At 60.2% G+C, this 11,441-nt stretch carries 12 protein-coding genes; 5 read left to right on the top strand and 7 right to left on the bottom strand.

The window, feature by feature from the left end:
- Positions 1 to 170: 170 nt before the first annotated feature.
- The gene (locus tag ACW9JE_RS23850; RefSeq protein WP_457434142.1) at positions 171 to 1,061 is read left to right on the top strand and encodes a LysR family transcriptional regulator; all 891 of its coding nucleotides are present in this window, start codon (positions 171 to 173) and stop codon (positions 1,059 to 1,061) included.
- 80 nt (positions 1,062 to 1,141) lie between these two features.
- On the opposite strand, the gene ACW9JE_RS23845 is transcribed toward ACW9JE_RS23850, so the two are convergent.
- The gene (locus ACW9JE_RS23845; protein WP_457434141.1) at positions 1,142 to 1,405 is read right to left on the bottom strand and encodes a hypothetical protein; all 264 of its coding nucleotides are present in this window, start codon (positions 1,403 to 1,405) and stop codon (positions 1,142 to 1,144) included.
- A gap of 419 nt (positions 1,406 to 1,824) precedes the next feature.
- Here ACW9JE_RS23845 and ACW9JE_RS23840 point away from each other — a divergent pair, with 419 nt between their 5' ends.
- The gene (locus ACW9JE_RS23840; protein ID WP_457434140.1) at positions 1,825 to 2,889 is read left to right on the top strand and encodes a hypothetical protein; all 1,065 of its coding nucleotides are present in this window, start codon (positions 1,825 to 1,827) and stop codon (positions 2,887 to 2,889) included.
- A 16-nt stretch (positions 2,890 to 2,905) separates the two neighbouring features.
- A complete protein-coding gene (locus tag ACW9JE_RS23835; protein WP_224535714.1) occupies positions 2,906 to 3,259 on the top strand; it encodes a DUF1428 domain-containing protein in 354 nt (117 codons plus the stop codon).
- A gap of 16 nt (positions 3,260 to 3,275) precedes the next feature.
- Here the strand turns inward: ACW9JE_RS23835 and ACW9JE_RS23830 are convergent, their stop codons facing one another.
- The gene (locus tag ACW9JE_RS23830) at positions 3,276 to 3,467 is read right to left on the bottom strand and encodes a hypothetical protein (protein WP_224535716.1); all 192 of its coding nucleotides are present in this window, start codon (positions 3,465 to 3,467) and stop codon (positions 3,276 to 3,278) included.
- Between the two features lie 121 nt (positions 3,468 to 3,588).
- Between ACW9JE_RS23830 and thpR the strand changes: the two genes are divergently transcribed.
- Complete coding sequence (thpR, locus tag ACW9JE_RS23825; RefSeq protein WP_457434139.1) at positions 3,589 to 4,128, top strand: RNA 2',3'-cyclic phosphodiesterase; 540 nt, start codon at positions 3,589 to 3,591, stop codon at positions 4,126 to 4,128.
- Between the two features lie 249 nt (positions 4,129 to 4,377).
- Here the strand turns inward: thpR and ACW9JE_RS23820 are convergent, their stop codons facing one another.
- The 5 genes from ACW9JE_RS23820 to ACW9JE_RS23800 all read right to left on the bottom strand — a co-directional run bounded on the left by ACW9JE_RS23820 (position 4,378) and on the right by ACW9JE_RS23800 (position 9,695).
- The gene (locus ACW9JE_RS23820) at positions 4,378 to 5,475 is read right to left on the bottom strand and encodes a polyamine ABC transporter substrate-binding protein (protein ID WP_457434138.1); all 1,098 of its coding nucleotides are present in this window, start codon (positions 5,473 to 5,475) and stop codon (positions 4,378 to 4,380) included.
- A gap of 171 nt (positions 5,476 to 5,646) precedes the next feature.
- The gene (locus ACW9JE_RS23815; protein WP_457434137.1) at positions 5,647 to 6,531 is read right to left on the bottom strand and encodes an ABC transporter permease subunit; all 885 of its coding nucleotides are present in this window, start codon (positions 6,529 to 6,531) and stop codon (positions 5,647 to 5,649) included.
- Positions 6,528 to 7,409: an ABC transporter permease subunit gene (locus ACW9JE_RS23810; RefSeq protein ID WP_224535793.1), complete on the bottom strand. Its 882-nt coding sequence runs from the start codon at positions 7,407 to 7,409 to the stop codon at positions 6,528 to 6,530. Before ACW9JE_RS23810 ends, ACW9JE_RS23815 begins: the two co-directional genes overlap by 4 nt.
- Positions 7,410 to 7,438: 29 nt before the next feature.
- On the bottom strand, positions 7,439 to 8,581 hold the full coding sequence (gene potA, locus ACW9JE_RS23805; protein WP_224535724.1) for a polyamine ABC transporter ATP-binding protein: 1,143 nt from the start codon (positions 8,579 to 8,581) through the stop codon (positions 7,439 to 7,441).
- Between the two features lie 352 nt (positions 8,582 to 8,933).
- Entirely contained in the window at positions 8,934 to 9,695 is a 762-nt protein-coding gene (locus ACW9JE_RS23800) for a gamma-glutamyl-gamma-aminobutyrate hydrolase family protein (RefSeq protein WP_457434136.1), read from the bottom strand.
- A gap of 283 nt (positions 9,696 to 9,978) precedes the next feature.
- On the opposite strand from ACW9JE_RS23800, the gene ACW9JE_RS23795 reads away from it, so the two are divergent.
- Positions 9,979 to 11,355, top strand: a complete 1,377-nt coding sequence (locus ACW9JE_RS23795; RefSeq protein WP_457434135.1) for a glutamine synthetase family protein — start codon at positions 9,979 to 9,981, stop codon at positions 11,353 to 11,355.
- The last annotated feature ends 86 nt before the right edge of the window (positions 11,356 to 11,441 follow it).

Below are 11,441 nucleotides of genomic sequence, written 5' to 3'. Positions count from 1 at the left end.
GGCTGCGAAGCGGCCCAAAAAGAATGGGACTGCTGCGCAGTACAAAGGGGGCAAGCCCCCTCGCCACAGGTTCTGTGTGAGTCACAGTTCTGTGTGAGCCACAGGTTTTGTATCAGTAAAAGATTTTGTGTAGCCACAGATGTGTACTGTAGAACTCAAAGGTTCTTTTCATGCAATCACCCGACTTCAACCTGCTGATCACGCTGGACGTCCTCCTCACCGAAGGCAGTGTGGCAGCCGCCGCCAAGCGCCTGCGCCTGAGCCCCTCGGCAATGAGCCGTGCTCTGGCCCGCTTGCGCGAGACCACCGGCGATCCGTTGCTGGTCAGGGCAGGGCGCGGGTTGGTGCCGACGCCGCGGGCGCTGGAGTTGCGGGAGCGGGTCAGCCAATTGGTGCAGGACACCGAAGCGGTGCTGCGCCCGGCCGAGCAACCGGACCTGCGGCAGCTGGAGCGCACCTTCACCCTGCGAACCAGCGAAGGTTTCGTCGAAAACTTCGGCGCCGCGCTGATCGCCCGCATCGTCGACCAGGCGCCGGGCGTGCGCCTGCGCTTCATGCACAAACCCGACAAGGACAGCGCCTCACTGCGCGACGGCACGGTGGATCTGGAAACCGGCGTGGTCGGCAAGACCGCCAGTCCGGAACTGCGCACCCAGGGGCTGTTTCGCGATCGATTCATCGGCGTGGTGCGTGTTGGTCATTCGCTCAGCGACGGCGAAATCACTCCCCAACGCTACGCGGCCGGCAGTCACATCAGCGTGTCACGACGCGGGCTGGACAAGGGGCCGATCGATGAAGCCCTGGCGCCGCTCGGCCTTGCGCGGCAGATCGCGACCATCGTCCCCGGTTTCTCCACCGCCCTGGCGCTGGCCCGCACCAGCGAGCTGATCGCCGTTGTGCCGGAACGCCACACCGCCAATCTGCGGCTCGGCCTGCACAGCTTCGACCTGCCACTGACGTTGCCGGATTTCACCGTGGCCATGCTCTGGCACCCCCGGCTGGATGCCGACCCGGTGCACCGCTGGTTGCGCGGCTGTCTGCGCGAGGTGTGCAGTCGATAAGGCAAAAAAAAGCTCCCCGTCACGATCAATGAGGGGAGCAAGGCACACGGAGTCTGGATCAGGTCGACGCAGGCGTCGGCTCAGAAATATTGATGATTGCGACGGGCGGTCGCCGCGAGTTCAGCTTCCAGCAAATGCTCGGCCAGTACGTCGTTGAGGAAGCGAAACTGATCGTTCAGGCCGACCACTTCGTTGCTGAAGTGATGATCGGCAGCCGGAATCAGCAAGTCCTCGAATTTTTCGTCGAACACGAGGGTCAACACCTTACGGGACTCGAATGTCTGCGAGTAATAGTTGTTGCCGAATACCGGAAAGCTCACGGCAAGGGTGACTTCAGTGATCATGACGTGCGCTCCTCGGACAGGACGAACCAGGCAAATACGCTCAATGTGAAGGCCGTCAGGGCCATACAGGTCAAGAGATGGATCAGCATGATTGGCCCCTCCGCTTCAGGGTTTCGTGTTGGCTTGGGGTTGATCCTACGCTGACGGCTGCGGGGCGGAAGGCAATCGTGGCGATTGTGAATATCGATGGGAGTGATGGTCGGGTTTGCGGGGTGTTCCTGCGGGCCTCATCGCGAGCAGGCTCGCTCCCACAAGGTTTGGCGGTGTACACAAAACTGTGATCCCACACACACAACCTGTGGGAGCGAGCCTGCTCGCGATGGCGGCAGTGGGGTCACCACCCACCGCGACCTATACTCAATTCAGGGCTTTCAAGCGCCGGCCAGCCGGTCCGGCGCTGACTTTCAGGAGCCACGATCTTGAACCTGCGTTCGTTGATCGTCGCCGTGCTGCTGGTATTGGCCGGATGCGCCACGGCCCCGCGCGCGCCAGTGGAAGCGCCGCAAGTGATGATCGCGCCGAGCACCTGGCAACAGGTGGATCGGGAGATCATCGATGCCTCGCAGTCGGCCACCGAGCAGACCAAAATCTACGCCCGCGGTGCTATGGAATACTGGCGCACACGGGTCTATCAACTCACCGAAGAAAACTTCATACCCTGGTTCAGCAGCTACTGGACCCAGGAATGGCTGTCGATGAAAGTCAGCTGGTACACCCTCAGCGCCCAGGGCGAGCAGGATGCTTCGGAAAAGCGCCTGGCCGCCTACCTGCTGGAGGCTTACCAGGAGAAGGTATTGGCGCCCGCCGCAGTGGAAATCGATCCTGATGCGATTCTCAGCCTGGCTTCGGCGTTCTACGTCGACATCCTCAAGGAAGAACTGCAGAAAATCTCCCAGCGCCATGGCGTGCCGATCGCCCAACTCAACGGGCGCATTCAGAAAGTCCCGGCCATTGCCCTGGGTCCGCCGTCGACGCGGGATGCTTCGCTCTATCAAGTGATACGCATCGAATCCCTCGACAAGCTGCCGGCGTATGCCGCGCTGGTCGACAAAGTCCACAAGGCCGGCGGTGAAAAAGGCGTCGACTCCACCGAAAACGCCATGGCCCCGGTGGCCAGGCGTGCCAGCCAACGCATGGAAGCCGAAATGGCCCCCCGGGGCGCCGCCAGTGCGGTGGCGGCCGCGGCGGGCAAGCTGGCCGGGGGCTTGATCACGGTCGGCGTGGCCGGCATCCGCGCGATGATCCAGGCCAGCGACCGGCCCGACAGCGAGGCGCTGATTCGCAGCAGCATGGGCAACACCTTCGACAAGGCCTGGACCAAGCTGCTGCAGAACCCTAACTCGGGCGTGATGGCGGGAACCCTGTACATGGCGGGGCAGATCGAAGGCAATCTGGCAAAGACCGCCCAACCACCGGTCGGACTGAGTGCGGGGACTGTCGAATGGCAGCCGACCGAATCGACTAACCAGCAGACCAACCCGTGAAGCAAGGAGAACACTCATGTCTTATGTCGATGCATTTTCTGCCTCGGTGCCCAGCGATAAACGCGAGCAATATCTCAAACATTGCAAAATCGCTGCCGAAGTCTTCAAGGAAAACGGCGCCCTGAGCATCGCCGAGTGCTGGGGTGATGACGTGCCGGAAGGCAAAGTCACCTCGTTCCCGATGGCGGTGAAATGCCAGGAAGGCGAAACCGTGGTGTTCGGCTGGATCATCTGGCCGGACAAGGCCACTCGCAACGCCGGCATGGAAAAAATGATGCAGGACCCGCGCATGAAACCCGACGTCAACCCGATGCCGTTCGATGGGCAGCGGATGATTTATGGCGGGTTTGAATTGATCATGCAGGCTTGATCGATTGCTTTCAGGATCACTCCACCGGAGTGATCCTGCAGCTCTTGCGCTGCTGAATCTCGTCGTCCGTCGGTCGTTCGCGGATGAATTCGAAGCGCGGCTCGCCTTCGCTGTAGTGCACCAGCCAGCCCCATTCCAGTTCGAATTCGTCCTGGCCGGGTTCGGGTGGGGCGGCCCACCAGGGTTCCTTGCTGAGGATCTGTCGCATGGCAGCCTCCGGGTAATTGGCGTGCATCAACTATAACGCGCATGTCGGCAGGCGCCAGAAACGGTGGTGGCGGTTGTACACTCGGAGGACTCACGCAAAAGCCTTCAGGAGAGTCCCCGTCATGAATGACGAATCCCGCGAACCCTTCAAACGACTGTTCTTCGCCCTGGACTGCGCGCCGGCTCAACGCAAGGCCATCGGCCAATGGCGCAGCGCGCTGCAGTTGCGCAGCGGACGACCGGTGCCGGTAGAGAATTTTCATCTGACCCTGAAATTTCTCGGTTCGGTGGATACCGCGCAGATCGCTGCGATTTGTGAAGCAGCGGCTTCAGTCCGCACGTCGGCCGAGCGACTGACCGTGGTGCTGGATCGGCTGGATGTCTGGCGCCGGGCAGGGGCGCTGGTATTGGCACCGGAGCAGGCGCCGCCGGTGTTGTTGCGGTTGGTATATGACCTGGAGCAGGCGCTGTTGCCGTTCGGCCTTGTGGAAACCTCCAAGGAGTTTCGCCCCCACCTGACCCTGGCCCGCGATTATCGCGAACCGGTGCCGGAATCACCGACGGCCCCGGAATTTTTCCTGCGCGCCGATCGCTTCACCCTGTTCGAATCCCACAAGGGCCGCTATCGGGCGCTGGCCGAATGGCCGCTGGGCCCACAATAAAAAAAGGCGCCCGAGGGCGCCGAACTTCACCTTAACCGAGAGGAGCCAGGTGAGTAATGCAGCGGTGGTAAGGCGCTGCACGCAGGAAAAGATTTGTTTATTGATCGTTCCCACGCTCCGCGTGGGAACGCATCCCGGGACGCTCCGCGTCCCAACGGTGCCAGGCTCGAAGGCATCGGCGCATCTGGAACGCGGAGCGTCCCTTGAGGCATTCCCACGCAGAGCGTGGGAACGATCATGGGTGAGGAACTATTTACCCAATTTCACTTTGGTCCACCCACGAGTCATCACCCGCTGAACACCAATCGGCATATCCGGAATCGCATACAGGGTCGCCATCACTTCCTGGGACGGGTACGAACCCGGATCGCTGCGAATCGCTTCATCCACCAACGGCGTAGCCGCCGCATTCGCGTTGCTGTAGCCGATGTTGTTGGTGATATCGGCAATGACGTCCGGACGCATCAGGAAGTTCATGAACAGGTAGGCGTTCTCGACGTTGGCGGCATCGCGGGGGATGGCGACCATGTCGTAGAAGCTGCCGGCGCCTTCCTTGGGGATGCTGTAGTCGATCTTCACCTTGTCCCCGGCTTCCAGGGCGCGGGCCTTGGCCTGCAGCACGTCGCCGGAGTAACCCACGGCCACGCAAATGTTGCCGTTGGCCAGGTCCGAGATGTACTTCGAGGAATGGAAGTACGACACCGACGGTCGGATCTTCATGAACAGCGCTTCGGCCTCGGCGATGTGCGCCTTGTCCTGATCGTTAACCGGGTAGCCCAGGTAGTGCAGGGCGGTCGGGATCATTTCGGTCGGCGAATCGAGGAAGCTGATGCCGCAGGCTTTCAGCTTTTCAGCGTTCTCCGGCTTGAACAGCAAGTCCCAGGAATTGGTCGGGGCGTTGGCGCCGAGCACTTCCTTGACCTTCTCCGGGTTGAAGCCAATGCCGATCGAGCCCCACATGTACGGGAAGGCATGGGCGTTGTCCGGGTCGCTGGCGGAGGCGTTTTTCAGCAGCACCGGGTTGAGATTCTTCCAGTTCGGCAGCTTCGATTTGTCCAGTGTCTGATAGACCCCGGCCTTGACCTGCTTGGCCAAGAAACTGTTGGACGGCACGACGAGGTCGTAGCCGGATTTACCCGCCAGCAGGCGAGCCTCCAGCGTTTCATTACTGTCGAACACATCGTAGGTCACCTGGATCCCGGTCTCGTCTTCGAACTTCTTGACGGTGTCCGGGGCAATGTAATCCGACCAGTTGTAGACGCGCAGTACCTTGTCATTGGCCTGGACGCCGGTTGCCATGGCGCCCAATAAGGACAGTGTCAGCAGAGTCCTGCCAAGCATTTTCATCGGTACAACTCCATTTCTTTTTTATTCAAATCACATGACAAACATTTGTGGCCGCTCTCCTGTAGGAGCGAGCTTGCTCGCGATGGTAGCCGATGCACCGCTGGGCATCAGGCTGCCAGCGTCATCGTTAACGTCCATCGCGAGCAAGCTCGCTCCTACAGTGGGGCGGTGTCAGGCGGTGGCGCCGGCCATTTGTTTTTTCGGCTGCTGCCACGACTCATTCGCCGTCTGATCCATCGCTTCCTGGATCGCCCGCTTGCGGCTCGCTTCAGCGCGACGGCTGAAGTACCAGACCATGAAGGTCACGATCGATACCGCCAGCAGAATCAGGCTCGCCACGGCATTGATCTCCGGCTTAACGCCCAGACGCACCGCCGAGAACACTTCCATCGGCAGGGTGGTGGAGCCGGGACCGGACACGAAGCTGGCCAATACCAGATCGTCCAGCGACAGGGCGAAGGACATCATGCCGCCCGCTGCCAGCGATGGTGCGATCATCGGGATGGTGATGAGGAAGAACACCTTGAACGGCTTGGCACCCAGGTCCATGGCCGCTTCTTCGATGGAGAGGTCCAGTTCGCGAAGGCGGGCGGAGACTACCACTGCCACATAAGCGGCACAAAACGTGGTGTGGGCGATCCAGATGGTCACGATGCCGCGTTCCATCGGCCAGCCGATCATCTGCGCCATGGCCACGAACAGCAGCAACAGCGACAGACCGGTGATTACTTCAGGCATCACCAGCGGCGCGGTGACCAGGCCACCGAACAGCGTGCGGCCCTTGAAGCGGGTCACCCGGGTCAACACGAACGCGGCCAGGGTGCCCAGCGCCACGGCGGCAATCGCGGTGTAGCAGGCGATCTCCAGCGAACGCCCCACCGAACCCATCAGTTGCGTGTTGTCGAGCAGACCGGCGTACCACTTGAACGACCAGCCACCCCACACCGTCACAAGCTTGGAGGCGTTGAACGAGTAGATCACCAGAATCAGCATCGGCAGGTAGATGAACGACAGGCCGAGCACCAACATCATTTTTGAAAAGCCGTTACGTTTCATCCCCGTGCCTCCATCTCTTTAGCCTGACTGCGGTTGAACAGCAGAATCGGCACAATCAGGATCAACAGCATCACTACCGCCAGGGCGGACGCCACCGGCCAGTCGCGGTTGTTGAAGAACTCCTGCCACAGCACGCGACCGATCATCAGCGTCTCCGGACCACCGAGCAGCTCAGGGATCACGAACTCGCCCACCACCGGAATGAACACCAGCATGCAACCGGCGATGATGCCGTTCTTGGCCAGCGGCACAGTGATTTTCCAGAAGCTGTTGAAGGTGCTCGAACCCAGGTCCGACGCGGCTTCCAGCAGGCTCTGATCATGCTTCACCAGGTTGGCGTAGAGCGGCAGGATCATGAACGGCAGATATGCGTAAACCACACCGATATACACGGCTGTGTTGGTGTTGAGGATCTCGATCGGGTGGTCAGTCAGGCCGATCCACATCAGAAAGCCGTTGAGCAGACCGTTGTTGCTGAGGATGCCCATCCACGCATATACGCGGATCAGGATCGCGGTCCAGGTCGGCATCATGATCAGCAGCATCAGCACGTTCTGTGCTTCCTTGCTCGCCTTGGTAATGGCGTAGGCCATCGGGAAACCGATCACCAGGCACATCAAAGTGCTGAAAAATGCGACCTTCAACGAACCCAGGTAGGCGGACAGGTACAGCTCGTCCTCACCCAGCATCGTGTAGTTGCCGATGTTGAGCAGCAGGTTGAGTTTCTGCTCGGCGTAGGAGTAGATCTCCGAGTAGGGTGGAATGGCCAGAGCTGCTTCCGAGAAGCTGATCTTCATCACCAGAAAGAACGGCAACATGAAGAACAGGAACAGCCACAGGAATGGAATGCCGATCACGACCTTGCGGCCGCTCGGCACAAAGCGCATGAATTGCTGATTGAGGGTTTTCATGCGCGCAGTACCACGCCGCTATCGTCTTCCCACCACACGTAGACCTGATCGTCCCAGGTCGGACGCGCGCCGCGGCGTTCGGCGTTGGCCATGAACGACTGCACGACTTTGCCGCCTGGCAGTTCGACGTAGAACACCGAATGGCCGCCCAGGTAGGCGATGTCATGCACCTTGCCGCTGGACCAGTTGTATCGGCAGTCGGGCTTGGTGGTGCTGACCAGCAGTTTTTCCGGGCGAATGGCGTAGGTGATCGACTTGTCTTCCACCGAAGTGCTGACGCCGTGGCCGACGTAGATTTTCTGGTCCAGGTCCGGGCTGTGAATGATCGCGTGACCTTCCAGGTCTTCCACCACCGTGCCTTCGAAGGCGTTCACGTTGCCGATGAACTCGCAGACCATGCGGCTGACCGGTGCCTCGTAAATATCCACCGGACTGCCGATTTGCGCGATCCAGCCCAGGTGCATGATGGCGATGCGTTGAGCCATGGTCATGGCTTCTTCCTGGTCGTGAGTCACCATCACGCAGGTCACGCCGACGCGTTCGATGATCTCCACCAGCTCAAGCTGCATTTGCGAACGCAGCTTTTTATCCAGCGCGCCCATCGGTTCGTCGAGCAGCAACAGTTTCGGACGCTTGGCCAGGGAGCGGGCCAGGGCCACGCGCTGACGCTGGCCGCCGGAGAGTTGATGCGGCTTGCGCTTGGCGTACTGGGTCATGTGTACCAGACGCAGCATCTCTTGAACGCGGGCGTCGATTTCAGCAGCGGGCAAACGGTCCTGCTTGAGACCGAAGGCGATGTTCTGGGCCACGGTCATGTGCGGGAACAGGGCATAGGACTGGAACATCATGTTGATCGGCCGCTCGTAGGGCGGCATGTCGGTGATGTCCACGCCGTCGAGCAGAATCCGGCCTTCGGTCGGACGTTCGAAGCCGGCGAGCATGCGCAGCAGCGTCGATTTACCGGAACCGGAGCCACCGAGCAGGGCAAAGATTTCGCCTTGATGGATTTCCAGGGACACATCGTCCACGGCGGTGGTTTCGTCGAATTTCTTCGTGACGCGATCGACTTTCACCAGGACCTTTTTCGGTGCCTGGTGACCTTCAAGGGCCTTCCTGTAAGTGCTGGAGGCGTTTGCCATTTGAAACTCCCAACAAATTTCAGTCGCCGGGCCAACACGGCCTGGCTTAATAGTTGATTGCAAACCCGTAGCTTTACGGTCGACGCGACCTCTTCTGTAGGAGCGAGCATGCTCGCGATGGTCGCCAACGATGACGCTGGCGGTCTGAATGCCCGCGGTGTCCGGACATCCATCGCGAGCATGCTCGCTCCTACAGGAGGCTGCGTTTACCACTCCGGGTTTATTCGGCGCCGCCGTCCTGGCTGCCTGGTAGTGCTTGTTGTTATTGCAGGTTGTTGTTTTCGCAAGGTGCAGGCGCGCGCAAACGCGCCGCCTGACTCGCGGGGGCAAAAATGAGTTTTCGGTTTCTACGTCAGCGAGCGTTACGCAATGCCGCCCGTTGCCGGCACGCGTCACCGAACGCCTGGAAAATGCGCAGGTAAGGCGGGTTGTCCAGCACCTGCCATTCCGGGTGCCATTGCACGCCGAGGGCGAAGGCCTTGCTGTTCTCCACCGAGATCGCCTCGATCAGACCATCGGGCGCGACAGCCTCTGAGCGCAGGCCCGTAGCGAGCCGATCGATGCCCTGGCTGTGAATCGAGTTGACCTGGAATTCGGCCGGCAGATCCAGCGCCTGGAACACGCCGCCCGCTTGCACGGTGACCGCGTGGGCCGGGGCGTATTGCACCGCGAGGTCCGGGTGGTTGGCTTCACGGTGATCGAGAAAGCCGGGCAGTTCATGAACCTTCTGATGCAGGCTGCCACCGAACGCCACGTTCATCTCCTGAAAACCACGGCAGATGCCGAGTACCGGCACGCCAGCGGCGACAGCCGCGCGGATCAGGGGAAGGGTGGTGCGATCCCGCTGGGGATCGTGTTCGGTGCCGGGGGCGCTGTCCGGACCTTGATAGTGGAAGGGCTCCACATTCGACGGCGAACCGGTGAGCAACAGACCGTCGAGCTGCGGTAGCAGATCCTCGATTTCGGTCAGTTCCGCCAGGGAAGGAATGACGACGGGCAGCCCCAGCGCCGCAACGCTGACAGCACGCAGGTATTTGTCGCCGCTGACATGGTAGGGGTGCAGGCCAATTTGTTTGACGCACGCTGTAACGCCGATCAATGGCTTGAATGCCATTTTTATCACCTCGAAGTTTGACACTTGAACGAGCTTTTCTGGAGCTTAGCCTCGTTGATTTTAATTAACAACTGTCATGTAAAAAATTCTAAACGCCGCACGTCCGATCTTCAGCATTTACGCGTGTTTGGCGACTGATCTGGCACTCTCGTGCTTCTGAGAGCCCCAAAAATAAAGGTTAAAAGGCCAGGTGTTCGCTATTGACTTCACTTTGCCTTTCGGATTGACTGGCTGCGTGAAAGGGCGGTGAACATAATAATTAACAGTAAAAAATAGGTGCATCATGTCGGTCCCTCTGCGTGCCGTTCAACTCAACGAAGCAAACGCATTCCTTAAGAAACATCCTGAGGTTTTGTACGTCGACCTTCTGATTGCGGATATGAACGGTGTGGTGCGCGGCAAGCGCATCGAGCGCACCAGTCTTCATAAGGTCTACGAGAAAGGCATCAACCTGCCGGCGTCGCTGTTCGCGCTGGACATCAATGGCTCCACCGTGGAAAGCACCGGCCTGGGTCTGGACATCGGCGACGCCGACCGGATCTGCTACCCGATCCCCGGCACCCTGAGCATCGAGCCCTGGCAGAAGCGCCCGACCGCGCAACTGCTGATGACCATGCACGAAATCGAAGGCCAGCCGTTCTTCGCCGACCCTCGTGAAGTGCTGGCCAACGTGGTGCGCAAGTTCGACGAACTGGGCCTGACCATCTGCGCCGCGTTCGAGCTCGAGTTCTATCTGATCGACCAGGACAACGTGAACGGTCGTCCGCAATCGCCACGTTCGCCGGTGTCGGGCAAGCGTCCGATGTCGACTCAGGTGTACCTGATCGACGATCTGGACGAATACGTCGACTGCCTGCAGGACATCCTCGAAGGCGCGAAAGAGCAGGGCATCCCGGCTGACGCCATTGTCAAGGAAAGCGCCCCGGCGCAGTTCGAAGTCAACCTGCATCACGTGGCCGATCCTATAAAGGCCTGCGACTACGCGGTCCTGCTCAAGCGTCTGGTGAAGAACATCGCCTACGACCACGAGATGGACACCACCTTCATGGCCAAGCCGTACCCTGGCCAGGCGGGCAACGGTCTGCACGTGCACATTTCGATTCTGGATAAAGAAGGCAACAACATTTTTGCCAGCGAGGATCCCGAGCAGAACGCCGCGCTGCGTCACGCGATCGGCGGTGTGCTGGAGACCCTGCCGGCGCAGATGGCTTTCCTCTGCCCGAACGTCAACTCCTACCGTCGTTTCGGCGCACAGTTCTACGTGCCGAACTCGCCGAGCTGGGGCATCGACAACCGTACCGTGGCGGTCCGCGTACCGACGGGTTCGCCGGACGCGGTGCGTATCGAACACCGCGTGGCCGGTGCCGACGCCAACCCGTACCTGCTGATGGCTTCGGTGCTGGCGGGCGTGCATCACGGTCTGACCAACAAGATCGAGCCGGGCGCTCCGGTGGAAGGCAACAGCTACGAGCAAAACGAGCAAAGCCTGCCGAACAACCTGCGCGACGCCCTGCGTGTACTGGATGACGACGAAGTCATGGCCAAGTACATCGACCCGATGTACATCGACGTGTTCGTGGCGTGCAAGGAAAGCGAACTGGCCGAGTTCGAAAACTCCATCTCCGACCTTGAGTACAACTGGTACTTGCATACCGTTTGATTCGTCAAACGCCGCAAACCCTGTGGGAGCGGGCTTGCCCGCGATGAGGCCCTGTCAGCCAGCATTTTTGTAGCTGACCCACCGCC

Source organism: Pseudomonas sp. SDO55104_S430, from assembly GCF_054070595.1.
Note: the sequence above shows the minus strand (reverse complement) of the source record. Positions and strands in the feature narration are given on the sequence as shown.

Excerpts from the sequence above, each read along its gene's own strand:
- ACW9JE_RS23850 (WP_457434142.1), top strand. The coding sequence starts at position 171 with ATGCAATCACCCGACTTCAACCTGCTGATCACGCTGGACGTCCTCCTC.
- ACW9JE_RS23845 (WP_457434141.1), bottom strand. The coding sequence starts at position 1,405 with ATGATCACTGAAGTCACCCTTGCCGTGAGCTTTCCGGTATTCGGCAAC.
- ACW9JE_RS23835 (WP_224535714.1), top strand. The coding sequence starts at position 2,906 with ATGTCTTATGTCGATGCATTTTCTGCCTCGGTGCCCAGCGATAAACGC.
- ACW9JE_RS23830 (WP_224535716.1), bottom strand. The coding sequence starts at position 3,467 with ATGCGACAGATCCTCAGCAAGGAACCCTGGTGGGCCGCCCCACCCGAA.
- thpR (WP_457434139.1), top strand. The coding sequence starts at position 3,589 with ATGAATGACGAATCCCGCGAACCCTTCAAACGACTGTTCTTCGCCCTG.
- ACW9JE_RS23820 (WP_457434138.1), bottom strand. The coding sequence starts at position 5,475 with ATGAAAATGCTTGGCAGGACTCTGCTGACACTGTCCTTATTGGGCGCC.
- ACW9JE_RS23815 (WP_457434137.1), bottom strand. The coding sequence starts at position 6,531 with ATGAAACGTAACGGCTTTTCAAAAATGATGTTGGTGCTCGGCCTGTCG.
- potA (WP_224535724.1), bottom strand. The coding sequence starts at position 8,581 with ATGGCAAACGCCTCCAGCACTTACAGGAAGGCCCTTGAAGGTCACCAG.
- ACW9JE_RS23800 (WP_457434136.1), bottom strand. The coding sequence starts at position 9,695 with ATGGCATTCAAGCCATTGATCGGCGTTACAGCGTGCGTCAAACAAATT.
- ACW9JE_RS23795 (WP_457434135.1), top strand. The coding sequence starts at position 9,979 with ATGTCGGTCCCTCTGCGTGCCGTTCAACTCAACGAAGCAAACGCATTC.